Genomic DNA, 23,554 nt, shown 5'->3' on the forward strand with positions numbered 1-23,554 from the left:
TTTAACTAAAAGTTTTCATCAACTGTCTTCATCCATCGAAAAATTAATCGGCACCGTATAATTAACATTTACTACCTGCCCCTTTTGTTTTCCGGGTTTCCACTTGGGAAGACTGTTTACAACACGAAGTGCTTCTTTGTCTAACGCAGGGTCTACACCGTGGTCAATTTTTGCATTTGCGATTGTTCCGTTTTTGGTTACTACAAAAGAAACAAATACTTTACCCTGAATTCCTTTTTCAACAGCGACTTCGGGATAAATAATTGCATTGGCAATATATTTACTTAGTGAATTTTCACCTCCCGGAAATTCGGGCATATCCTCAACAATTAGAAAAACTTGCTCATCAGAATCTAACTGAGAATTCTCAAGCTGGCTTTTTTGAGGAGATAAAACAATATTGTTTCCAACACTATCGTACATGAATTCAATGTTGGAGCTTTCGGAAAGTAAATTTTTTATTTTTTCAATGCCGTCGACAGCTCCTTCAATCTTTAATTTTTGATCTAAAATAGTTACTGTCATTGAGTCATTTTGCTTTACAGGAGTCATTTCATATGATTCTTTTTCTTCGCAGGCAAAAACGATAACCAATCCAACCGCAGCCAAAACACCAAAAATCATTTTCCCGTTGGCAAATTTTGAAGATCTGATTCTTGACATCATTTTAATGCGCCTTTTTATCAGCGAATAATTGAAGTTATTGGCAATTTCAAAATCATATCCAACAAATTGGTTTAAAAGCAGTTTCTTATAAAATCCACGCTTAACCCCCGACTTTAATACCGCCTGATCGGCCAGATATTCATGGTTTTCACGAATTGATCTTCGTAACATCCACATAAATGGATTAAACCATTGAAATGCAGAAAGTATTTCAAGAAAGATAATATCAAATGTATGTCCTTGTTTAATATGTTCCAACTCGTGCGCCAGCATTTTATGGTAACTAATATCTTTTTCCTGCGCCCGATGGACAAAAACATAACTCAGAAAAGAAAAAGGGCTAGTCTCTCTGTCAAGCAGAACAAGTTTAAAACCCTCGTATTTTTGAATTGGATTTTTAAAAATCATATACGTTAGGTCTCCAACCCGAAATAAAAACCGGTAGAGAAAAAAAGTTACTCCAAGCAGATACACTAGAATCAGAAAATTAGCTGAAAGAATTGCTTCTTCAATCGTCCCTGATAAATCTTTTCCATAAACCGTAACTGCTTCTATGAGGTTTTTATACGGTGTTACGGTAATTTCCTCCAACAAAACCGGATTTGCGCTAAAAATCTGAAACTTTAAAAACGGCAGAACAAGTGAAAAGACAATCGCCCCCAACAAAAAGAAACGGTTGAGTTTAAAAAAAGTCTCTCTTCTCAAAAATAAAATATAAATGAGAGCAAGTACGGAGAGACTAATGCCGGATTCAAGAATAAAATTAATCGCGTGATTCATTTTCAGCAGAATTTTCGTTTTCCAAATCGCGTTTTACATCCTCTGCCAATTCATCAAAATCAGCAAGACTCATGTTATCTTCTTTGGCAAAAAACGACACCATCTCCTGGAAAGATCCACTAAAATAGTTCCTCATAAAATTCTTCATAAAAGACCTGGTATATTCCTTTCTTGATATTAAAGGAAAATATTCGTGGGTTTTTCCATAGGCATTATGATCGACAAATCCTTTTTTCTCCAGAATTCTGATAATTGTGGAAACCGTGTTATACGCAGGTTTTGGTTCAGGTATTTTATCGATAATATCTTTTACGAACGCTTTCTCCTGTTTCCAGAGAAGCTGCATTATTTGTTCTTCCGCTTTTGTAAGTTCCTTCATACTGATTAAAAATTTGATAAAGTACAGCTGTTCCTGTAACAAAAACTATACCTAAAACTAATAGATTAGTTTTTAAACTAGCAGTTTAGTTATTTTAGTTGAAATTTTATAAAAACCAAAACCTTCGGTCAACACCGAAGGTTTAATTAAACAGGTATACATTTCCTGCTTGTATAAAAATAAGTATATGGATTTTTTAACCGTTATTTTTTTACTGAAGTTGAAAATTAATTTTTGCATGGTAGTAAACTTTTACTGGCCTTCCTCTTTGTTTTCCCGGCTTAAACCTCGGGAGACTGTTGATCACCCTGAGCGCTTCCGAATCCAATGATGCATCTACTCCGCGGAGAACCTCCGCGCTGCTTGCATTACCTTGTTCGTCAACTACAAACTTTACAAAAACGGTTCCTTCTATACCATTCTCTTGTGCAATAACAGGATACTTAACTGACTTGGATATAAAATTATATAACGCTTTAATTCCGCCCGGAAACTCTGCCGGCTCTTCAACAATAGTAAATATTTCCGGTGCTTCCTCCTCTTCTTCCTCCATTGTTTCAATTACAGGAGCAACGTCGATAATAGTTTCATCGTCTGCTTCCGAATCTTCAATTTCCAGTTCGTCTTCGATTTCAACATCATCATCAACAATGTTCAAAACTTCAACAACTTGTGGTGGTGGCGGAGGTGGTGGTTTTACTTCAGGCTCACGTGTTACCGGAATAAATTCTTCTTCTACAACCATAGATTGAATTTCTCCCAGAGAACTAACTTTGGTTGGTTTTGTAGTCCATTCAAAAGCCAGAAGCGTGACGCCCAAGGCCACAACCAAACCAAATAAAAAAAACATGTTTCTTTTATTTTCAAGGTCGGCCTTTGCTGATTTTTTTTGTTCCATTGCTTTAGCTTTTTAAAGTGTGACAGTTTTATTATTGCAACTGAAAATTAATTACTGCATTGTAATACACTTTTACCGGTTTTCCACGCTGTTTTCCGGGTTTAAATTTTGGAAGACTGTTTATCACACGTAGTGCTTCGGAATCCAATGAAGAATCTACGCCACGAAGAACTTCTGCCCTGCTTGTATTTCCTTGTTCATCGATTACAAATTTTACATACACTTTTCCCTGAATACCGTTTTCCTGAGCAATCACCGGATAATTTACATGGTCACTCAAATATTTATATAAAGCCCGGTCGCCTCCGGGAAACTCAGCAGGTTCCTCAATGATATTAAATAAAATCTGCTCCTCCTCTTCTTCCTCTTCTGCCATAGTAGTAATTACCGGATTAATATCAATTGCTGTTTCGTCATCGATTTCACTATCTTCAATTTCCAGTTCATCCTTAATTTCAACATCATCATCCACAATGTTTAAAACTTCAACAACTTTTGGTGGCGGTGGCGGTGGCGGTGGTTTCACTTCAGGCTCACGTGTTACCGGAATAAATTCTTCTTCTACAACCATTGACTGCATTTCTCCCAGTGACGCAGCTTTATTTGGCTTGCTGGTCCACTCAAATGCGAGAAGTGTGACACCTAAAGCTGCAACTAACCCGAATAAAAAGAACATATTCCTTTTATTCTCAAGATCGGCTTTTTGCGATTTTTTCTGTTCCATAACTTTTAAATTAATGTTTAACAATTCTCTTTCCTCGTTCGAATTCTATATTCAGCCTTTGTCCGCAGCCATTTTTTTTCATTTCTATGTAAACAAACATAAAACTAAATATTTAGTTTTCAAACTAAAATATTAGTTATTTTTCAAATCCCAGCACAAACTACTCACATACAGTAAAATATAAAACTAAAAGATTAGTTCACTTATGAAAAATCCAAAAGGAAGGCTTGAGGAGAAAATAACATTGAGAAAATTATTGGTACACGCAGGAATTAAAACCGATATTGATTTTGTATATAAAACTATTCAAGAATAGAGAATTTATCCATGTCATCCAGTAGTGAAAAATTCTCTCGAAATTGATGTAATTCAGAATATGATATCGAAAAAGTCCGGCTGGTTTCAGTTTCACCTAAAAAATCGCCAAAGCCTTTAGGTGAAATTAAAGTCGAATCTCCCAAGTAATTTATTCCTCCTCCATCGGTACCGATACGGTTTACACCAACACAATACGATTGGTTTTCTATAGCTCGTGTTGTGAGTAAATTTTTCCATACATGGTGCCGGGGCGACGGCCAGTTCGCCATAAAAATTAACACATCATATTTTTCTGTATTCCTGCTCCAAACCGGAAAACGTAGATCGTAGCATATCAAAGGACAAAATCTCCAGCCTCTGAATTCAAGAATCAATTTTTTGTTTCCCCGGGAATAATGGTTATGTTCACCTCCCATAGAAAAAAGATGCCTTTTATCGTAGGTTCGAATGGTTTGGTCAGGATAAACCCAGACCGCACGGTTATAAATCTTCCCTTCTTCTTCGATTATTAGACTTCCGACAATTGCAGCATCTGTTTGCGCGGCCATCTCTTTCATCCACCCGACAGAATTCCCATTCGTGGTTTCTTTAAGTTTTTCAGGTGCCATAGAAAATCCAGTGGTAAACATTTCGGGAAGAACAATTACATCGGTTGGCTCCAGATTGGAAATCATATCCAAATATTTTTCCAGATTTCCCTGAATATCTTCCCAGATAATGTTGGGTTGAATAAGTGTTATCTTTAAATTTTCCATTCTGTTTTACAAAAAAAACAAATAATTTCAGAATTGTCTGTTTTTGTTTTTGCAATAGTATACAAATTGGAATTTGGTTCTACTTTGATGCTTAATCTTCTCCTAAAATTTATCAATTACAGTAACTCCCAAATTTTCAAACTCATCCATATTTACCAGGGCATCAGCAGTTTCTTCCAGCGAAATGGTTTTACCGACCAACAACTCAGGTTTTAATTTGCCGACTTTTATCATTTCAAACATTTCAGTGTATCTGAATGCCTGCATGCCATGACTTCCCAAAATCTCCAACTCATGAGCCACCACCATGTCCATCGGAATTTTAGGATGTTTGTGATCACCGGTCATTAAACCGATCTGGATGTGTTTCCCACGTTTTCGCAAACAGCTTACCGAATTAAAACAAGTTTCCTGACTTCCCAATGCGTCAATAGAAACATGGGCTCCACGGGTAGTCAGTTTCTTAATTTCTTCGGGCACATTTTTAACTTTTCTTGAATTGACTAAAGCAATGGCTCCTACTTTTTTTGCCAGTTGAAGCTTTGTGTCGTCAATATCAACAGCAACCACATTAGCGCCGGCAGCTGTAGCAATCATAATCGCAGAAAGTCCGACACCTCCACAACCATGAACAGCTACCCACTGCCCTGTCGAAACTTTTCCTTGGTCGATAACGGCACGAAACGACGTTATAAAACGGCATCCCAGGCTGGCAGCAGTCACAAAATCAATTTCATCGGGTAATTTTACCAAATTAACATCTGCATATTTAATTTCAACAAATTCGGCAAAGGACCCCCAGGCTGTAAAACCCGGCTGAAACTGGTTATCACAAACCTGATGATTTCCGGATACACATTCAGGACAATGTCCGCATCCACTTACAAACGGCACAGTCACCCGATCTCCCGGCTTCCAATTTCTAATTTCAGTCCCGGTTTGCATAATAACTCCAGCCAATTCATGACCGGGAACATGTGGCAAAATAATATCAGGATCATGCCCCATCCAGCCGTGCCAGTCGCTGCGGCAAAGCCCTGTTGCTTCAACTTTTACAATTACACTGTCAGCCAAAACTTTTGGGTTGCGAACCTGGTGAATCTCAACCGGCCCCCGAAACTTTTCATAAAGAATTGCTTTCATTTTTCAAATTAGAATAAATATAAAACCGAGAATCTTTTATCTGTTTATTTTAAATTTCTTTTGTTATACAACGAGTGAGTTCAAATGTAACAAGAAGAATAAATTATTCTGAATTCATACAAACCTTAAATTTGGTTATCATTTTTTTAATATAAAAGTATCAATCATTTTTTAATATTTTATCACTAAATTTATCCGTCTGAATCCGGAACACTTGACGGAAAAGATCTCCGTTATTTTGTAATAAAGAATAAATCATAAATTGAATAAATACTGAAACAAAGCCAGATTGTTGTCCTTGTTCACAAAAAGCCAGAATCAATTATTATTATGTATCTTAAAAAATCAACGGAAGCTGTTTGGACAAAATGTTTAAACTCTTATTTTTATAATAAATGGTCGACAAATTAATTTAAAAGGAAATTAAGCAATAATCCCGATGATAGATTCATGGCAAATAACTCCATTTTTCTTTTTTTATCTTATTGTGGCAATTTTGTCGTTTGTATTGGCTGCTACCGGACTAAAACTTCGCGAAGTAAAAGGGGCCAAATATTTTAGCATGATGGCTGTTGGAACCGGTTTTTGGTCGCTGGGATACCTCTTAGGTTTTTTCAATACGGATTTGACATGGAAACTTATAATGTTGCGCGTAGAGTATTTTGGAGATATTTGTTCAGCTTTCTTTTGGCTCTTATTTGCAATATCATATACACAGTACGAACAAAAACTATCAAAATTACAAACGCTTTTGCTTGCTATTGTTCCTGTATTTACTTTTATACTGGTTTTGACCGTGTCACAACATCATTTTTTTTATAAATCTTATGATGTTGTTTTGAAAGACAACCTGTTCCTTTTCGTCAAAGAATACAATATTGGCTTTTATATATGGCTTGTTTACGCCTATATTCTTATTTTAAGCGGTGCATTGATCTTTATTTGGGGAATTTTGCACAAACCAACTTTGTATCTCAAACAAATCATCCCCATTGCAGCATCGGTTATATTAATAATAGTTCCAAATATATTGTATGTCACAAAGAACAACCCAATAGCCCCGTATGATCCGACACCACTTTCTTTTTTTGGGATTGGAATAATTTTCATTTTTATTTTAAAACACTATCAATTGTTTGATCTGGTTCCTGTTGCACACCATTTGGTCTTTAAGAATGTAAAGAGTGGAGTGATACTTATAGATAAAAACAAGCGTATTTTGGAAATGAATCCGGCGGCAGAAGAAATAGTGGGAAAAACACAAAATGAGGTCTTGGGAAAAACCCTTTCAAAAGTTTTCACAAAATATAAAAAGCTTATCGATGCGGTTGACGATGTCGCCAAAAAACCAATTGAAATTGAGATGGGCCATAAACGGACATTTGAACTTCAAACAACACCTTTAATTGACTATACCAGGAATGTAGCAGGCAATATTATCATGTTATATGACATCACCGAAAGAAAATATGCATTAGACGAACTTGATGCTTTTGCACGTACCGTTGCCCACGACTTAAAAAATCCATTGGCTGTACAGTTAAATTTTATGGAATTATTGATGTCCGACTATTTGTCGAACGAAGAAAAAAAAGATGCACTTAACTATGTCAATAAAAGTGCAAAGGAGATGGTAGATATTGTTGATTCACTGTTGTTACTGGCTAATGTGCGCGACCAAAATACGCTCAAAATTCAGCCTCTAAATATGAATAAAATTATCGACAAAGTTTTATCGCGTTTAAATATCGATTCTTTTAAAACTGCTCCCCGTATTATCCGGGCAAAAGATTTCCCGGTTGTTTTGGGATATGCTCCCTGGGTAGAGGAAATATGGGGCAATTATGTATTAAACGCGTTAAAATATGGAGGCGACCCCCCAGTAGTAAAAATTGGCTCAGAAAAGCATCAGTCTTCCGTTCGTTTTTGGGTAAAAGATAATGGAGAAGGCTTAACGATAGAAGAACAAAACCTTTTGTTTAAAGAATTTACCCGGCTAAAAAGACATATATCAAAAACCTCAGGCCATGGTCTGGGACTTTCCATCGTCAGGAGAATTGCAGAAAGATTAGGAGGTGAGGTTGGGGTTGAAAGCGATGGGAAAACGGGTTGTACTTTTTATTTCACTTTACAGGAATATTCAAAGTAACAATAAATCCGGCACACAGGCACCGGATTTATTATTTCAAGTATTTAAGATTACAATTCGCTAAAGAAATCATTCCCTTTATCATCAACAATAATAAACGCGGGGAAATCTTCTACTTTTATTTTTCGAACTGCTTCCATTCCCAAATCGGGGAAATCAACTACTTCAACCGATTTGATGCTGTCTTTTGCTAAAATCGCTGCCGGCCCCCCGATAGAACCGAGGTAAAAACCTCCGTATTTTTTACAGGCGTCGGTAACCTGCTGCGAACGGTTTCCTTTGGCCAGCATTACCATTGAGCCACCTAAACTCTGGAACAAATCCACATATGGATCCATACGCCCGGCTGTTGTTGGCCCAAAACTTCCGGAAGCCATTCCCTTTGGAGTTTTTGCCGGGCCGGCATAGTAAACCGGATGATTTTTAAAGTATTCAGGCATTGGTTTGCCCTCGTCAATCATTTTTTTAATTTGTGCATGAGCAATATCACGGGCAACAATCAATGTACCTTTTAGTTTCAAACGTGTTTTTATTGGATATTTGGAAAGCTCTTCCCTGATTTTTTCCATTGGCTGATCCAAATCAATATCAACAGCCGGTTGCATGTGAGGCGCTTCCTTAGGCAGGAAACGGGCAGGATTCTTTTCCAACTCTTCCAGAAAAATGCCATCTTCAGTAATTTTGGCCTTAATATTTCTGTCGGCGCTGCAACTCACTCCCAGTCCAACCGGACATGAAGCTGCGTGACGAGGCAGGCGGATAACACGTACATCGTGAACAAAATATTTACCTCCAAATTGAGCTCCTACTCCACTATCCTGACAGATTTTCTCCACTTTGGCTTCCCATTCCAAGTCACGGAATGCCTGTCCCCCTTCGTTTCCTTCGGTTGGCAGATGATCAAAATAACCGGCAGATGCTTTTTTTACTGCTGCCAATGTCGCTTCTGCCGAAGTACCGCCAATTACCAAAGCTAAATGGTACGGAGGACATGCCGATGTTCCCAAATCTTTAATTTTTTCCTTTACAAATTTGGACAGATTTTCTTCTGTCAGCAACGATTTTGTTTGCTGGTACAGATATGTCTTATTACCGGAACCACCGCCTTTAGTCACAAATAAAAATTCATATTTGTTTCCTTCTTCAGCATAAATATCGATTTGAGCTGGCAGATTTGTCCCTGTATTTTTTTCTTCCAACATCGAGAAAGGAACCACCTGTGAGTAGCGTAAGTTTCTTTCGCTATAGGTATCATAAATTCCTTTTGACAATTTTTCTGCATCGTTCACGCCTGTATACACATTCTCCCCCTTTTTGCCAACTACAATTGCGGTTCCTGTGTCCTGACATGTGGGAAGTTCTCCTTCTGCAGCAACAACCTGGTTGACCAGCATCGTGTGCGCTACAAAACGATCGTTGTCAGTAGCTTCAGGATCTTTAAGAATTTTGGCCAGTTTTTCAAGGTGTTTGGGACGTAAATAAAAAGACACATCTGAAAATGCCTGTTTGGAAAGAAATTCCAATCCTTCAGGGTCTACTTTTAAAATTTTCCGTCCGTCAACCTCAATTGTTGAAACATAATCCGTAGTTAATAACTTGTATGGTGTTTCATCTTTTAAAATTGGAAATGGTTTTTGATATTTAAATTCAGTCATGGTAAATATTTAATAAAATCAATTTCTTTTGACAAAGATATTACTATTCATTTTTTTTACTTTTGATTTTCACAAAATCTGTTTAAAGTTTAACTTTTCTAAATTAATTCATAAAAACAGGTTAAACTTTCAGGTTTGATTTTTATCTTAAAAACGGAAATATTCATAAATCAACTTTACAGATGAAAAAAGCAATCATAATTTTTCTCTCTTTGTTTATCATTCTCCCGGAAATTGTTGCACAGACAAGTTCGTTAAAAGTAAACACTACCGTGTCAAAACAAGTTCGGGATAATTTTATCAACTCCGGGCGGATATTCCTTTTTATAAATCCCAATACAAGAGGTGAACCACGACTAAATACTTTCCCAAGCCAAACCAACTATATTTTTGCTACCAATATCGAAAATTGGGAGGCAACATCTGCGTTTACTTTTGACGGTAAAACTGATGTTATAAAATCTGTTGATATCTCTCTAAACTCTCTTCCTGTTGGAAAATATAGAATTCAGGTTTTATGGGATCAGGATATACAGGAATCAAGAATAAATGCACCAGGAAATTTATATAGTGATGTGGTGGATATTGACCTTCAACAAAATAAAAGCATTGAGATTCCATTAACAAAAATTATTTTACCACGAAAATTGGTTGAAAATAAATATTTAAAGGAGGTGAACCTGAAAAGCGAACTCCTCTCTAACTGGTGGGGAAAAGATATGTTTGTAAAAGCGGCGGTTTTGTTGCCCAAAAGCTTTTATAACAAACCCGACAAAAAATACCCGGTGAGGTATAACATTGCCGGTTACGGAGGAAGATACACGCGTGCAAACAGACATGTGGAAAACAACTCGTTTATGGAGTGGTATCTTTCAGAAGAAGGACCTGAAATGATTACTGTTTTTTTAGATGGCGAAGGTCCCTTTGGTGACAGCTACCAGCTCGACTCAGACAACAGCGGCCCCTACGGAACTTCTCTTACAGAGGAGGTTATACCCTATATTGAAGAGAATTATCGTGGAGTAGCGATTCCTGAATCACGTTACCTGGACGGTTGCAGCACAGGAGGATGGGTATCACTGGCCTTGCAACTTTTCTATCCTGATTTTTTTAACGGTTGTTTTTCTTACAGCCCCGATCAGGTTGATTTCGAAAATTGCCAGTTAATAAATATCTACAAAGACGACAATGCTTTTTATAACGAATTTGGGTACCTGCGCCCTCTCGTGCGAGATGTAAACGGCGAGCCAATGGTTTCTCAAAAAGATTACATTCAATTTGAAAATGTCCAGGGAAGTTCTGACACATATCTTAATTCGGGTGGACAATTTAGTGCCTTCTCTGCCCTTTTTAGTCCCAAAGGAGAGAATGACTTACCCAAACCCCTCTTTGATCCTGCTACCGGCAAAATAGACAGGCAAGTTGCCGAGTATTGGAGAAAACATGATTTAAAAGACATGGTGGAAAACAACTGGGAAACACTGGGTCCGAAAATTCAAGGCAAAATCTGGATTTGGGTTGCGGATATGGATCACTTCTATTTAAATCCTGCCATGCGCGCATTTGATGCGATGTTATACCGAACAGATGACCCGAAATCTGATGCGACGATACATTTTTCGCCCATGAAAGGTCATTGTGAAGAATATGATTTTATTAAAGTCTACCAGCAAATCCAGGAGAAGATAAATCCAGATAAATAATAAAAGACAGTTATAAATCTCTGAAGCATTTATACAAAGTGCTTCGTGGGAAAATCTTTGTTTTTTACCAAGGCGTATCTGCCTGACATTTTTGCTTTTGCAAACATTTTTTTGTTCGAAAATTTGGTTTGTATTACAAACTAGTTTAATTTAGTAAACAAAACCAATTATCATGGAAAAAGCAATAGACCAAAAAGAAACTTTAGACGCAAAAAAATCTCTGCAAATTATAAATGCAACTATCGAGACATCAAAAAAATTGCTTACTGATGATGGATTATTACTTATCTGCTGGGGATTTGTATTTTCTTTTGGCAACTTATGGAGATATTACAAACAGGCCGTTTTAACTGCATGGTGGATAAGAAATATTCTTGACACATTACAAATCTTGTTTGGAATCGCGGTAATCGCTCTAACCGCCTATTTTATCTTTTTCAGAAAAAAGAAAGCAATAACTTACACAGCCATTTCCACGCGTTTTGTTTGGATTGGTGTTATTATCGCTCATAACATGATGGTACTTATTACAAAATATATTTTAACGGATATAAATTTTGCTCTTCTACAACCGCTCCAGTTGGTACTAATTGGATTTGCTTTTTTTGTCTCAGGAGGAATTTACAGGTATTATCTTCTTTCTGTTAGCGGAGTTATAATGTGGATAGCGGCAGTAACTGCAGCAAGATTTTCTTTAAACGATCAATTTTTGATTCGCGGTATTGCAGAAGTTATTTGTTTTATCATTCCCGGAATTTTGATGTATACTTCGCAAAAAAAACAAACCGCCCATGTTTAAAGATCTCGATCCGCTTTTGCATTCACAGGTGCGCCTTTCGATAATGTCAATCTTGCTGCCCTTAAAATCGGCTGAATTTTCATTTTTGCTGGAAAACATTGAAACAACAAAAGGGAACCTGAGCTTTCAACTATCAAAATTAAATGAGGCAGGATATATAAAAATCAAAAAGTCTTTTCGGAACAACTACCCCTTAACCACAATAAAAATCACCGAAAAAGGAATTACAGCCTACGAAAGCTATGTTGCGGCAATTTCTGAATATTTTAAAAAAGCTTCGGGTCCCGGAAACGACTAAAATCATTTCCTTAATTTTTCATAGATTTGGTAAAAATAAAACTTATCTGATGAAAACATTATTACATATCACATTCACTTCTCTCCTTCTTGTTTTTTTATCTCATATCGTAAAAGCAGACGTAAAACTTCCCCGTATTTTTAGTTCAAACATGGTTCTTCAGCAAGGAATTGAAATCCCGGTTTGGGGGTGGGCAGACAAAGGCGAACAGATAATGGTAATATTTAACAAGAAAACCATTCGTACAAAAGCAAATACTGAGGGTAAATGGAAAGTAAATTTACCGGTACAGGAATACGGCGGGCCACATACATTGACTGTAAAAGGTAAAAATACGATTGTTTTTGACAATGTGCTAATTGGTGATGTTTGGGTATGTTCAGGGCAGTCGAATATGGAGTGGAGTGTCGACCGAAGCAAAAATGCTGAAGAAGAAATTGCCTTGGCAAATTATCCGAAAATCAGGCTGTTTACTGTTCCTAAAACAGTGGCGCAATTTCCAAAAGATGATATTTCGTCGGGAGAATGGGTAGAATGTTCTCCAGAAACTATCGGAGGTTTTTCGGCCGTCGGCTACTTTTTTGGAAAAAAACTACAAACCGAACTCGAAGTCCCTATTGGTCTGTTACATACATCATGGGGCGGCACCGTGGCTGAAACATGGACAAGCGCTGAGACAATTTCAGACGACCCCGATTTTAAAGAAATGTTGGTTAAGCTGCAACAGATGAACCTCGAAAACTACAAAGAACAAAAATTGGAAGAAGTAAAAAAGATTCTTGGCGGTGAGTTTCCTACTGAAGACAAAGGAATGGAAAATGGGAAACCGGTGTGGTCGGCTCTTGATTTTAACGACAGCAACTGGAAAACCATCAAAACTCCAACTTACTGGGAAGCACAGGGATATATGGACATTGACGGAATTGGCTGGTACCGCAAAGAAATTCAGTTAACGGAAGAGCAGTCGCAAAGTAACCTCACACTACATTTAGGAAAGGTAGATGATTCTGATATTACTTTTTTAAATGGGATAGAAATTGGTAAAACAGAGAATAAATACAATGAAGAGCGCATTTATACCGTTGACAAAAAGTACATACAACCGGGAAAAAATATGATTGTTGTGCGTGTTGACGATACCGGTGGGAATGGAGGAATTTGGGGAGACCCCAAAGACCAGTTTATAGCGATAGGAAATGAAAAAATGGATATTTCAGGTGACTGGAAATTCAAAATCTCAAAAGCTTCGGTGTCTGCTGTAAATATAGGGCCAAACTCCTATCCAACGCTTCTGTTCAATGGAATGATAAATCCGCTTCTTCCTTATGCAATAAAAGGAGCAATTTGGTACCAGGGAGAATCAAATGCAAGCCGGGCAAAACAATACCAGCGTATTTTCCCAGATCTGATTGAGGACTGGCGTGCGCAGTGGAATCAGGGAGATTTCCCTTTTCTTTTTGTTTCCTTAGCCAACTATATGAAGCCGGTTGAAACACCCGCTGCAAGTGAATGGGCAGAATTACGCGAAGCGCAAACCAAAACCTTATCTTTACCCAATACAGGAATGGCAGTTACAATCGACATTGGCGAAGCAAATGACATTCACCCTAAAAACAAGCAGGATGTTGGGAAACGGCTGGCTTTAAATGCCTTAAAAGTTGCATACGGTAAAGAAATAGTCTTTTCAGGCCCGATGTTTGAATCGGTTGAATTTAGCAAGGGAAAAGCAACTATTGTCTTTTCAGAAACCGGTTCGGGTCTGAAAGTAAAAGATAAATATGGATATTTAAAGGGATTTGAGATTGCCGGGTCCGACAAAAAATTCCACTGGGCAAAAGCAGAGTTGGCAACTAACAATTCTGTCGTGGTTTCTGCAGAAGAAGTAGAAAATCCTGTAGCAGTTCGCTATGGATGGGCTAATAATCCGGACGACCTGAATCTGTATAATAAAGAAGGGCTGCCGGCAAACCCCTTTAGAACCGATGACTGGCCCGGAATTACAAAATAAAATCGTTAATGTTGGTTAAATTTCATTTTTCTTTTTGTCTAATTTACAATAAGGGTTACATTTGCGTAAAATTTGACTAAAGAAAATAAAATGAGATTTGGATTTTTTGACGACCTCAACAGAGAATATGTAATAACCAGCCCAAAAACCCCCTGGCCATGGATCAACTATTTAGGCAATGATGATTTTTTCAGCCTAATATCAAACACAGGTGGAGGATATAGCTTCCACAAAGATCCACGATTCAGGAGAATTACCCGTTTCAGATACAACAATGTACCCATTGACGACAATGGAAAGTACTTTTATATAAAAGAAGGTGAAACAATATGGTCGCCGGGATGGAAACCGGTTAAAACAGAATTGGATAATTATGAATGTCGCCATGGGTTGGGCTATACAAAAATTTCAGGAGCAAAGAATCTACTTTCCGCATTGGTAACCTATTTTGTTCCACTGGGTAAATCTGCCGAGATTCAGCGTGTTCAGTTAAAGAATAATGGTACTGTTCAAAAAAGACTCAAATTGTTTTCATTTGTTGAATGGAATCTTTGGAATGCATTAGATGACATGACAAATTTCCAGAGAAACTATTCCATTGGCGAAGTTGAACTCGACGGCTCTGCGATATATCATAAAAGCGAATATCGCGAACGCAGAAATCACTATGCATTTTATACTGTAAACAAAAAGATCGACGGGTTTGATACCGATCGGGAATCATTTGTAGGATTATATAATTCTTATGCCGATCCGGATGTAGTTCGTGAAGGCAGATCAAAAAATACAGTGGCCCACGGATGGTCGCCCGTTGCTTCTCATATGCTTGAAATTGAATTGAATCCGGGAGAAGAAAAAGACCTCATTTTTATTTTGGGGTACATAGAAAACAAAGATGAAGAGAAATGGGAATCAAAAAAAATAATCAACAAAACAAAAGCGAAACAACTTATTTCTGAATTAAATACTCCTGAACAAATTGAAAAAGAGCTATATAAACTAAGCGAATATTGGACCAAATTACTTTCCAATTTCCAGGTAAAGAGCCATGATAAAAAAATGGATCGTATGGTTAATCTCTGGAACCAGTATCAGAATATGGTAACCTTTAACATGTCTCGTTCCGCGTCGTATTTTGAATCGGGAATTGGCCGTGGAATGGGATTCCGCGATTCGAACCAGGATTTAATCGGCTTTGTGCATCTAATACCTGAAAAAGCTCGCGAACGAATTTTAGATTTAGCTGCCACGCAGTTGGAAGATGGTGGCGCTTATCACCAGTACCAGCCACTTACAAAAAAAGGAAATTCCGATATTGGCGGGAATTTTAATGACGATCCACTTTGGCTGATTCTTTCAACTACTTTATACATCAAGGAAACCGGCGATTTTTCCATTCTAAAAGAAATGGTCGCTTACAATAACGATGAAAGTAAAGCACAACCGCTGCTCGACCATTTAAATCGCTCTTTTTTTCATGTAACAAATAACCTGGGACCGCATGGTTTGCCGTTAATTGGTCGTGCAGACTGGAACGACTGTCTAAACCTGAACTGTTTTTCAAACAACCCCGATGAATCGTTTCAAACTACAGAAAATAAAACAAACGGTGTCGCCGAGTCGGTGATGATTGCCGGAATGTTTGTACTTTACGGTAAAGATTATGCTCAATTATTAAAACAACTGGATAAAACTGTTGAGGCAGAGTTTGTGTTCCGGGAGGTAGAAAAAATGAATCAGGCCATCGCCCTGCGCGGATGGGATGGTGAATGGTTTTTAAGAGCTTATGATTTTTATGGTAAAAAAATAGGAAGCACCGAAAATAGAGAAGGAAAGATTTTTATAGAATCAAACGGATTCTGCACTATGGCGGCAGTAGGAAAAGAAAAAGGCTGGCCGGAAAAAGCACTTGATTCCGTAAAAAAATATCTTGATTGCGAATACGGAATTGTATTGAATAATCCTCCCTATTCAGAATATGATCTGAGCAAAGGAGAAATTACCAGTTACCCGGAAGGATATAAAGAAAATGCCGGAATTTTCTGTCACAATAATCCGTGGATTATAATTGGCGAAACCGAAGCCGGCAATGGAGACCAGGCTTTTGAATATTACCGGAAAATTTGCCCGTCCTATTTGGAGGAGATTAGTGATTTACATCGTACAGAACCTTATGTTTATTCGCAAATGATTGCAGGTAAAGATGCGTGGAAACCCGGCGAAGCAAAAAATTCGTGGCTCACCGGAACTGCAGCCTGGAACTTTTTTGCCATCTCACAACATATCCTCGGAATTCAACCTGATTATGACGGACTCGTGATAAACCCGTGTATTCCCAGAAAATGGGATAGTTTTTCGATACAGCGAAAATTCAGAGGAACCACGTACAATATAAAAGTCTCAAATCCTTTACATCTTTCAAAAGGCGTAGCGGAAATTTTCGTTGACGGGAAACCAATCGAAGGAAACAAAATTCCGTTACAATCGGAAAGTAGTTGCGAAGTGCTAGTAGCATTAGGATAAATCTGGTATTATTTTTTCCGCTGCTCATAACACTTTGTACGGCGGGAATTAAAAAATCCGCTCCTTCAAACAATTTATTTATCAATAAAAAGTTGATAATAAAATCGGATTATTAGTTTTGTGTCCATAATGAATGTCAGACTACTTTTTCTCTTATTATTTATTGTCTCGCTGCAAATTAAAGTACTGGGACAAAGCAATAATGCAACTTTAAAGGGGACGATAACGGATGAAACCGGCATCCCTCTCGACATGGTAAACATTGCCCTGAAAGATTATCCTATTGGAACAAGTTCAAACCGAAAAGGAGAATTTTTATTGCGGATTCCGGCGCAAAAAGAGATAGTAGTTGTATACTCATCGATTGGATATGTGCCTGTTTTAGACACGATTCTTGCTGACATTGAAGAAGACGTTTTCAGGGAAATATCGATGAAAATTCTAAATCAGCAGCTGGGAGAAATAACAGTTCAGGAGCAGCGCCGAAATTCAGGAAACGTTACCCGTCTGGATCCCAAATTTGCCTCCATTCTTCCCGACGCCTCAACTGGTGCAGTTGAAGCACTAATTAAAACATTACCCGGCGTTTCAACAAATAATGAATTGAGCTCGCAATACACCGTTCGCGGTGGAAATTTCGATGAAAATCTGGTATATGTTAACGATGTGGAAATTTACCGTCCTTTTCTGATTCGTTCAGGCCAACAGGAAGGAATGAGTTTTATTAACAGTGATTTGGTTTCAACAATTAGTTTTTCTGCCGGAGGATTTGATGCAAAATATGGCGATAAAATGTCGTCGGTATTGGATATAAAATACCGCAAACCAAGCGAATTCAGAGGTTCTGCTTCGGCGAGCCTTCTTGGAGCCTCGGCACATTTTGAAGATGTTGCATTAAAGGGAAGATTAGCACATATTTCAGGAATTCGCTACAAAACAAATCGTTATTTACTCGGAAGTCTGGATGAGCAGGGCGAATACGATCCAAATTTTATCGACTTTCAAACTTATATCACTTACCAGTTTTCTGAAAAATTTGATGTTTCCTTTCTGGGGAACGTAGCTCAAAATGAATACAAATTTATTCCGCAAACCCGTGAAACAACTTTTGGCACCTGGACAACACCTTTAAATACAAAAGTTTATTTTGACGGACAGGAGATTGATGACTTTCAAACTTATCTTGGTGCAGTAACGGCAAACTATCATCCAAATCGAAACCTGAATCTGAAACTGATTGCTTCAGCTTATTATGCAACAGAGGAAGAAACCTACGACATTACAGGTCAATACTATTTAAACGAACTGGAAAGAAATATGTCATCAGAGGAATTTGGCGACAGCGTTCTGAACCTCGGTGTCGGAACATTTATCAATCACGCACGTAATTATCTTGATGCAACTGTTTACAGCTTATCGCACCGGGGAGCGTACAATTCGGAAAAGCACCTGTTAAACTGGGGAATAAAATATCAGCATGAACAGATTGATAATAAAATAAACGAGTGGATTTACCGGGATTCAACCGGTTATTCAATTCCGTATTCCGATACAGAAGTCAGTTTATTTTACTCACTAAACAGCAAAAGCAACACAAACTCTAACCGTTTGACCGGCTTTATTCAAGACACATACAGTTTACCTGTTTCCAGCGGAGATTTGTACCTCACCGGAGGAATTCGTTTTCATTACTGGGATTTTAACGATGAAATATTACTCAGCCCGCGTGCAACAATACGCTACTACCCTGATTGGGAAAATAAAATTTCTTTTAGTTTATCCACGGGATTTTATCACCAGTCGCCTTTTTTTAAAGAACTGTTAAATACCGATGGCAATATAAATTATGCACAAAAGGCACAGCGCTCATTCCAGCTTGTAGCCGGAACCGATTATATTTTTAACGCCTGGGACCGACCATTTCGTTTCACTGCCGAGGCTTATTACAAAGATTTATACCGTTTAGTTCCTTATCAAATCGAGAACGTTCGGATACGGTATCTGGGAGAACAGGAAGCGAAAGGTTATGCAACCGGTTTGGATATGAAGATTAATGGCGAATTTGTAAGCGGGGTTCAATCGTGGGCTAGTTTATCCATCATGTCGACAAAAGAAGATATTAAAAATGATGGTCATGGATATATTCCCCGTCCCACCGACCAATGGGTGAATTTCAGCCTGTTTTTTCAAGATTATCTACCGGGAAATCCCTCTTATAAAATGCAGCTCTCCGGGTTTTACGGAGCGCGCTTGCCGGTTGGTCCGCCAAACTCGGAGCGTTATATGGATACATACAGAATGCCGGCTTACAGAAGAATCGATTTAGGATTTTCAAAGGTGATCATAAGTGCAGCAAATCCGGTTAACAGAAACTTATTCCGGCATATTAACGACATGTGGTTGAGCCTGGAAGTATTTAACCTGTTAAACATTAACAATACAATTTCGTATTTTTGGGTATCAAGCAATTCCGGCGATCAATATGCCGTACCTAATTATCTTACATCCAGAAAAATTAATTTAAAACTCACGGTTAAATTTTAAATGGAACTTACAATTTATAAAGTAGATGCATTTTCAGACCGGCCTTTTTCAGGTAATCCGGCAGCTGTTGTGCCTCTGGAGAGTTGGCTGCCCGACGAAGTAATGCAAAACATCGCGTTGGAAAATAATCTTTCGGAAACGGCATTTTTTATTCCCGAAAAAAATGATTTTCATATTCGTTGGTTTACACCTGCCTCCGAAGTAAAACTGTGTGGACACGCTACACTTGCAAGCGCTCACGTATTATTCAAACATTTAAATTATAATAAACCTGACATTCGTTTTAATTCGTTAAGCGGAGTTTTAAAGGTAAAAACAAATCATAATATTCTTGTTTTAGATTTCCCGGTTTCGCCAATTTATGAAATTGAAATACCAGAGAATCTCAAGACTGCATTTAATATTCAGGCCAAAAAATGTTACCGGGGAAGAGATGACATTATGTTGATTTTTGAGAAAGAACGGGACATTTATAATCTGGTGCCCGATTTTCAAAAAATTCTTGCTTCCAACACACGGGGAATTATCGCAACAGCCGCATCAATTGATTTTGATTTTGTATCACGCTTTTTTGCCCCGGCGGTTGGAATAAACGAAGATCCGGTAACAGGGTCTGCTCATACAATGCTTATTCCCTATTGGTCAGAGAAATTAGACAAATTAGAAATGAGTGCCAGGCAGGTTTCAAAAAGAGGTGGAATTTTACATTGCAAATCGTCTGGTGAAAGGGTTGAAATTGGCGGAAAAGCAACCACTTTCCTAACCGGAACAATATTTTTATAAATCAGACTTCTTTTATATTGTAAACCATTAAAGCATCGCCGTGCCGAACATACAAACGGCCATCTTCAATAACCGGATGTGCCCAGTGTTCCATCGTCCCCATTGGAACTTCAAAACGATTTACAATCTCAATTTTTTCAGGATTTGCTTTCATTAATGCAATTTCACCATCTCGTTCCGCGTATCCATAAAACATTCCATCGGCATAAATAATTGCCCCACCTCCCAAATCTTTATTTTGAACGATCATTTCACCTGTATTCCAGCTCAATACTTGCCAATCGTTTCGCAAGTAGCCCGAAGCGTAAATACAGGTATCGAGTTTTATTAAACCTCCCATAAAATTTCTCAAACGTTCATTTCTCCACAAAACCTCTGCATCTTTTCCATCTTCCGAAAGTTGTATCAGAATCATACCCGAAGTATCACCTCGATCGGGAGTAGCTACCAATATCCTGCCATCAGAATAAACCGGAGTGTTTGCATGTATTTTATTTCCTTGTGTATGTTCTATCCGCCAGTACATTTCACCTGTGTCAGCGTCAATTCCCATCACCGATTCGGATGTCATACCAACCACCAAACGCTGATTATTATAATTAATTAAAATCGGAGAATTATAAGTTGCCTGCTCGCCGTTTCCAGTCGAACTCCATATTTTTTCGCCTGTAAAGCGGTTTAATGCCACCACATTGTTTTCTTTTCCCCCGGGGATACATATTAAACGGTTTCCATCGATCAAAACCGACTCGGAGTAGCCAAACTGAATAATTGAATCAACCCCCAAATCATCAACAAAATCAACCGACCACACTTCATCCCCATTTTCTGTATTGAGACAGTACACCTTCCCCATTCCACTTTCAAAATACATTAAATCGTCAACAATTGTTGGTGTAGAACGTGGACCATGAAACATCAGGTTATAATCCGGGCCGTATTCTTTTTCCCAAAGCAAATTACCATTTTTATCAAAAGAATATAATGTACCGTTTGAATCAATTGTATCTTTCATTCCGCTTACAAAAACATTGTCGCCGGCAATTGCCACACTGGAATGTCCATAGCCGAGTCCTTCAAAAGACCAAAGTAATTCCGGGCCATTTTCAGGCCATTTTTTTAACAAACCTGTTTCCTGGTATATTCCGTCACGGTTAGGTCCTCGCCATTGTGAAATTTGTGTCTTCTTCTCGGAACACGCGCTAAATACAAAAACAAATCCGATGATAAAGAAAAAAACTCTGGTCATATTGTTTTGGTTTATTTATTAAATTTATACTGTTGGTAAATATAAGTATTACTTTCGTTGAAAACATTACATGTTATGAATGACCCTTTTGGATTAGCTATAAATGATTTTTACCGGAAAGGAAAAGCTCCCGATATAAAAGTCGACAGCAACTATACAAAGGACGAACACATTTCTGTATCCCATTTTTTCAGGGATGAAAATGAAATGCCGGAAATTGAAAAAGCTGCTTTAAAAAAATGCAAAGGAAAAGTCCTTGACGTTGGAGCTGCCGCCGGATGTCACTCTTTAGCGCTTCAAAAAAAAGGGTTTAACATTACTGCACTTGACAAATCGGAGTTGTCAGTTGAGATAATGAAAAAAAGAGGAATTCAAAAGGTTATTTGCTCTGATATTTTTGAATACTCCGGAAATACTTTTGATACTGTTTTGCTGTTAATGAATGGAACCGGAATCGGCGGAACACTTGAAGGATTAAAAAAACTTTTCCGGCATATAAAAACATTGTTGTCCGAAAACGGACAAATTCTGATCGACTCATCGGATATAAAATACCTTTTTGAAGAAGACGACGGTTCGCTTTGGATCGATCTGGCCAGCGATAAGTACTACGGTGAAATGAAGTACAAAGTCAAATATAAAAACGAAACAGATGAATTTAACTGGCTTTTTATCGATTATGATTTATTAAATAAAACGGCACTCAATACCGGATTAAAATGCGAACTGGCTGCATCGGGCAACCATTTCGATTACCTGGCCAGAATTTCATTGAAATAGTTTTTTAAAAAACAGCTAGAATCACATAAAAAATCAATCTCTTTTCATAGACCATTTTGGGGCATTGGCAGAAAAATACGGCTTATTCACAGATAATATTTCCCCATTTACCCTTGTTTCCCTAATTTGGTAAAGAATTTGAAATTCAAAACAAAGCCTGAAAATTAGTGTAAGGATTTACTTCCACAAAAATGAAAAACAAATGAAAGCAATTATTTTAATCTCCTCCATTTTTTATATTCTTGGTTTAAAAATCGGGAATAAAATCGACATTGTAAAAAAAGCAAATCCGGTTGAAAAAATTATCACAAATTGTATTACTCCGTCAAAGCCGTCAAAGTCAATCCAGTTTGAACAAAAGGATATTGAAAAGGCACAACCTGATTCATTAAAAGGTGGAACAACACAACATGAAGACCCGGTTCTTAATGGCAAATAATATTGAATAACGCTTTCCGAAAACAAAAGCAAATTTTCGTTAACAGGAGACCATATTTTATGGTTTCCTGTTTTTGTTTTAGTAAATTGGTAGATCAAAAATCAATTTAGTCAACATCTCATTTATTCGCGAAATGACCTGTAAAATAACATCAAACGACACCGTAATTGAAAGCTGGACACAACTGGTTGACGAAGTATACCACGATGCATGGAAACCACAGATGGGAAGATTCAGAAGTGATTACGCATTTCGGGGCTTATCGGACTGCAGCTACCAGCTAAAAAGCAGTTTTTTAAGAAATTGCGGAGAACATCCTGAGCTCGAATATCACATTCTGAGAAATTTTCGCAAATATGCGCGAACAAGTGAGCCGAGCTTAACAAATACACAACTTCGCTCGCTTGTGTTGGCACAACATCACGGATTGCCCACCCGCCTGCTCGATTGGACCTACTCCCCTTTTATTGCCATGCATTTTGCAACATCGAATACTGAACATTACAATATTGACGGAGTAATTTGGAAAGTGGATTTTGTTAAAGTGAACCGATTAATTCCAGAGCCACTAAAAATCCTTCTTGAGCAGGAAAAATGTAATGCCTTTACAGTTGAAATGTTGGAATCAGAATTTTCTAATGTTCAAAAATTCGACGAGGAAATTGGCCACGGAAATGTGCTCTTTTTTGAACCTCCGTCCATTGACGACAGAATCGTAAATCAATTTGCCCTTTTTTCCATTATGTCAAACCCAATCTCCATTCTCGATGATTGGTTAACAAACCACCCTGAAGTATATCGCAGAATTATTATTCCGGCAAAATTAAAATGGGAAGTTCGTGACAAACTCGACCAGGCGAACATTACAGAACGTGTATTATTTCCGGGACTGGATGGTTTGGCAAGTTGGCTGAAAAGACATTATCAACCAAAAAGTATTTAATTTGTTGATATAGTTGTT

The 23,554-nt window shown here is 37.8% G+C and carries 19 protein-coding genes; 11 read left to right on the top strand and 8 right to left on the bottom strand.

Annotation, left to right across the window (positions count from 1 at the left end):
- Positions 1 to 18 precede the first annotated feature (18 nt).
- From K5G00_RS10230 to K5G00_RS10255, 6 genes are all read right to left on the bottom strand, one after another.
- The gene (locus K5G00_RS10230; protein ID WP_238766065.1) at positions 19 to 1,446 is read right to left on the bottom strand and encodes a M56 family metallopeptidase; all 1,428 of its coding nucleotides are present in this window, start codon (positions 1,444 to 1,446) and stop codon (positions 19 to 21) included.
- Complete coding sequence (locus K5G00_RS10235; protein WP_238766066.1) at positions 1,430 to 1,825, bottom strand: BlaI/MecI/CopY family transcriptional regulator; 396 nt, start codon at positions 1,823 to 1,825, stop codon at positions 1,430 to 1,432. Before K5G00_RS10235 ends, K5G00_RS10230 begins: the two co-directional genes overlap by 17 nt.
- Positions 1,826 to 2,036: 211 nt before the next feature.
- A complete protein-coding gene (locus K5G00_RS10240; protein WP_238766067.1) occupies positions 2,037 to 2,723 on the bottom strand; it encodes an energy transducer TonB in 687 nt (228 codons plus the stop codon).
- A 31-nt stretch (positions 2,724 to 2,754) separates the two neighbouring features.
- A complete protein-coding gene (locus K5G00_RS10245) occupies positions 2,755 to 3,447 on the bottom strand; it encodes an energy transducer TonB (protein ID WP_238766068.1) in 693 nt (230 codons plus the stop codon).
- A 302-nt stretch (positions 3,448 to 3,749) separates the two neighbouring features.
- Complete coding sequence (locus tag K5G00_RS10250; RefSeq protein ID WP_238766069.1) at positions 3,750 to 4,520, bottom strand: amidohydrolase; 771 nt, start codon at positions 4,518 to 4,520, stop codon at positions 3,750 to 3,752.
- A gap of 102 nt (positions 4,521 to 4,622) precedes the next feature.
- Complete coding sequence (locus K5G00_RS10255; protein ID WP_238766070.1) at positions 4,623 to 5,663, bottom strand: zinc-dependent alcohol dehydrogenase family protein; 1,041 nt, start codon at positions 5,661 to 5,663, stop codon at positions 4,623 to 4,625.
- Positions 5,664 to 6,102: 439 nt separating this feature from the next.
- Between K5G00_RS10255 and K5G00_RS10260 the strand changes: the two genes are divergently transcribed.
- Positions 6,103 to 7,812 (top strand): histidine kinase N-terminal 7TM domain-containing protein, encoded by a 1,710-nt coding sequence (locus K5G00_RS10260; RefSeq protein ID WP_238766071.1) that lies wholly within the window; start codon positions 6,103 to 6,105, stop codon positions 7,810 to 7,812.
- A 50-nt stretch (positions 7,813 to 7,862) separates the two neighbouring features.
- Here K5G00_RS10260 and K5G00_RS10265 read toward each other — a convergent pair whose 3' ends face one another.
- On the bottom strand, positions 7,863 to 9,467 hold the full coding sequence (locus K5G00_RS10265) for a fumarate hydratase (RefSeq protein WP_238766072.1): 1,605 nt from the start codon (positions 9,465 to 9,467) through the stop codon (positions 7,863 to 7,865).
- Between the two features lie 182 nt (positions 9,468 to 9,649).
- Here K5G00_RS10265 and K5G00_RS10270 point away from each other — a divergent pair, with 182 nt between their 5' ends.
- The 7 genes from K5G00_RS10270 to K5G00_RS10300 all read left to right on the top strand — a co-directional run bounded on the left by K5G00_RS10270 (position 9,650) and on the right by K5G00_RS10300 (position 20,125).
- Positions 9,650 to 11,170, top strand: a complete 1,521-nt coding sequence (locus K5G00_RS10270; protein WP_238766073.1) for an alpha/beta hydrolase — start codon at positions 9,650 to 9,652, stop codon at positions 11,168 to 11,170.
- 172 nt (positions 11,171 to 11,342) lie between these two features.
- Positions 11,343 to 11,969, top strand: coding sequence for a hypothetical protein (locus K5G00_RS10275; protein ID WP_238766074.1), 627 nt, complete (start codon positions 11,343 to 11,345; stop codon positions 11,967 to 11,969).
- Positions 11,962 to 12,267 carry a winged helix-turn-helix domain-containing protein gene (locus tag K5G00_RS10280; protein WP_238766075.1) on the top strand — a complete coding sequence of 102 codons (306 nt, stop codon included), beginning with the start codon at positions 11,962 to 11,964 and terminating at the stop codon, positions 12,265 to 12,267. The genes K5G00_RS10275 and K5G00_RS10280 overlap by 8 nt, the downstream gene beginning before the upstream one ends.
- A gap of 49 nt (positions 12,268 to 12,316) precedes the next feature.
- Positions 12,317 to 14,275, top strand: a complete 1,959-nt coding sequence (locus K5G00_RS10285) for a sialate O-acetylesterase (RefSeq protein WP_238766076.1) — start codon at positions 12,317 to 12,319, stop codon at positions 14,273 to 14,275.
- A 90-nt stretch (positions 14,276 to 14,365) separates the two neighbouring features.
- The gene (locus tag K5G00_RS10290; protein WP_238766077.1) at positions 14,366 to 16,798 is read left to right on the top strand and encodes a GH36-type glycosyl hydrolase domain-containing protein; all 2,433 of its coding nucleotides are present in this window, start codon (positions 14,366 to 14,368) and stop codon (positions 16,796 to 16,798) included.
- 129 nt (positions 16,799 to 16,927) lie between these two features.
- Positions 16,928 to 19,342 (top strand): TonB-dependent receptor, encoded by a 2,415-nt coding sequence (locus tag K5G00_RS10295; RefSeq protein ID WP_238766078.1) that lies wholly within the window; start codon positions 16,928 to 16,930, stop codon positions 19,340 to 19,342.
- Positions 19,343 to 20,125, top strand: a complete 783-nt coding sequence (locus K5G00_RS10300) for a PhzF family phenazine biosynthesis protein (protein WP_238766079.1) — start codon at positions 19,343 to 19,345, stop codon at positions 20,123 to 20,125. It abuts the gene before it with no gap.
- A 1-nt stretch (position 20,126) separates the two neighbouring features.
- On the opposite strand, the gene K5G00_RS10305 is transcribed toward K5G00_RS10300, so the two are convergent.
- Entirely contained in the window at positions 20,127 to 21,374 is a 1,248-nt protein-coding gene (locus tag K5G00_RS10305) for an outer membrane protein assembly factor BamB family protein (protein ID WP_238766080.1), read from the bottom strand.
- Positions 21,375 to 21,449: 75 nt separating this feature from the next.
- Here K5G00_RS10305 and K5G00_RS10310 point away from each other — a divergent pair, with 75 nt between their 5' ends.
- From K5G00_RS10310 to K5G00_RS10320, 3 genes are all read left to right on the top strand, one after another.
- On the top strand, positions 21,450 to 22,154 hold the full coding sequence (locus tag K5G00_RS10310) for a class I SAM-dependent methyltransferase (RefSeq protein WP_238766081.1): 705 nt from the start codon (positions 21,450 to 21,452) through the stop codon (positions 22,152 to 22,154).
- Between the two features lie 202 nt (positions 22,155 to 22,356).
- Positions 22,357 to 22,593 carry a hypothetical protein gene (locus K5G00_RS10315; protein ID WP_238766082.1) on the top strand — a complete coding sequence of 79 codons (237 nt, stop codon included), beginning with the start codon at positions 22,357 to 22,359 and terminating at the stop codon, positions 22,591 to 22,593.
- 133 nt (positions 22,594 to 22,726) lie between these two features.
- Positions 22,727 to 23,536 carry an FRG domain-containing protein gene (locus K5G00_RS10320; RefSeq protein ID WP_238766083.1) on the top strand — a complete coding sequence of 270 codons (810 nt, stop codon included), beginning with the start codon at positions 22,727 to 22,729 and terminating at the stop codon, positions 23,534 to 23,536.
- The last annotated feature ends 18 nt before the right edge of the window (positions 23,537 to 23,554 follow it).

It is taken from the genome of Maribellus maritimus (assembly GCF_022267315.1).
Taxonomy (GTDB): domain Bacteria; phylum Bacteroidota; class Bacteroidia; order Bacteroidales; family Prolixibacteraceae; genus Draconibacterium; species Draconibacterium maritimum.

What these genes read in the sequence shown, in the direction of transcription:
- K5G00_RS10270 (WP_238766073.1), top strand. Translation starts at nt 9,650, where the DNA reads ATGAAAAAAGCAATCATAATTTTTCTCTCTTTGTTTATCATTCTCCCG.
- K5G00_RS10235 (WP_238766066.1), bottom strand. Translation starts at nt 1,825, where the DNA reads ATGAAGGAACTTACAAAAGCGGAAGAACAAATAATGCAGCTTCTCTGG.
- K5G00_RS10275 (WP_238766074.1), top strand. Translation starts at nt 11,343, where the DNA reads ATGGAAAAAGCAATAGACCAAAAAGAAACTTTAGACGCAAAAAAATCT.
- K5G00_RS10230 (WP_238766065.1), bottom strand. Translation starts at nt 1,446, where the DNA reads ATGAATCACGCGATTAATTTTATTCTTGAATCCGGCATTAGTCTCTCC.
- K5G00_RS10245 (WP_238766068.1), bottom strand. Translation starts at nt 3,447, where the DNA reads ATGGAACAGAAAAAATCGCAAAAAGCCGATCTTGAGAATAAAAGGAAT.
- K5G00_RS10290 (WP_238766077.1), top strand. Translation starts at nt 14,366, where the DNA reads ATGAGATTTGGATTTTTTGACGACCTCAACAGAGAATATGTAATAACC.
- K5G00_RS10310 (WP_238766081.1), top strand. Translation starts at nt 21,450, where the DNA reads ATGAATGACCCTTTTGGATTAGCTATAAATGATTTTTACCGGAAAGGA.
- K5G00_RS10240 (WP_238766067.1), bottom strand. Translation starts at nt 2,723, where the DNA reads ATGGAACAAAAAAAATCAGCAAAGGCCGACCTTGAAAATAAAAGAAAC.
- K5G00_RS10300 (WP_238766079.1), top strand. Translation starts at nt 19,343, where the DNA reads ATGGAACTTACAATTTATAAAGTAGATGCATTTTCAGACCGGCCTTTT.
- K5G00_RS10280 (WP_238766075.1), top strand. Translation starts at nt 11,962, where the DNA reads ATGTTTAAAGATCTCGATCCGCTTTTGCATTCACAGGTGCGCCTTTCG.
- K5G00_RS10285 (WP_238766076.1), top strand. Translation starts at nt 12,317, where the DNA reads ATGAAAACATTATTACATATCACATTCACTTCTCTCCTTCTTGTTTTT.
- K5G00_RS10295 (WP_238766078.1), top strand. Translation starts at nt 16,928, where the DNA reads ATGAATGTCAGACTACTTTTTCTCTTATTATTTATTGTCTCGCTGCAA.
- K5G00_RS10315 (WP_238766082.1), top strand. Translation starts at nt 22,357, where the DNA reads ATGAAAGCAATTATTTTAATCTCCTCCATTTTTTATATTCTTGGTTTA.
- K5G00_RS10260 (WP_238766071.1), top strand. Translation starts at nt 6,103, where the DNA reads ATGATAGATTCATGGCAAATAACTCCATTTTTCTTTTTTTATCTTATT.
- K5G00_RS10320 (WP_238766083.1), top strand. Translation starts at nt 22,727, where the DNA reads ATGACCTGTAAAATAACATCAAACGACACCGTAATTGAAAGCTGGACA.
- K5G00_RS10250 (WP_238766069.1), bottom strand. Translation starts at nt 4,520, where the DNA reads ATGGAAAATTTAAAGATAACACTTATTCAACCCAACATTATCTGGGAA.
- K5G00_RS10255 (WP_238766070.1), bottom strand. Translation starts at nt 5,663, where the DNA reads ATGAAAGCAATTCTTTATGAAAAGTTTCGGGGGCCGGTTGAGATTCAC.
- K5G00_RS10305 (WP_238766080.1), bottom strand. Translation starts at nt 21,374, where the DNA reads ATGACCAGAGTTTTTTTCTTTATCATCGGATTTGTTTTTGTATTTAGC.
- K5G00_RS10265 (WP_238766072.1), bottom strand. Translation starts at nt 9,467, where the DNA reads ATGACTGAATTTAAATATCAAAAACCATTTCCAATTTTAAAAGATGAA.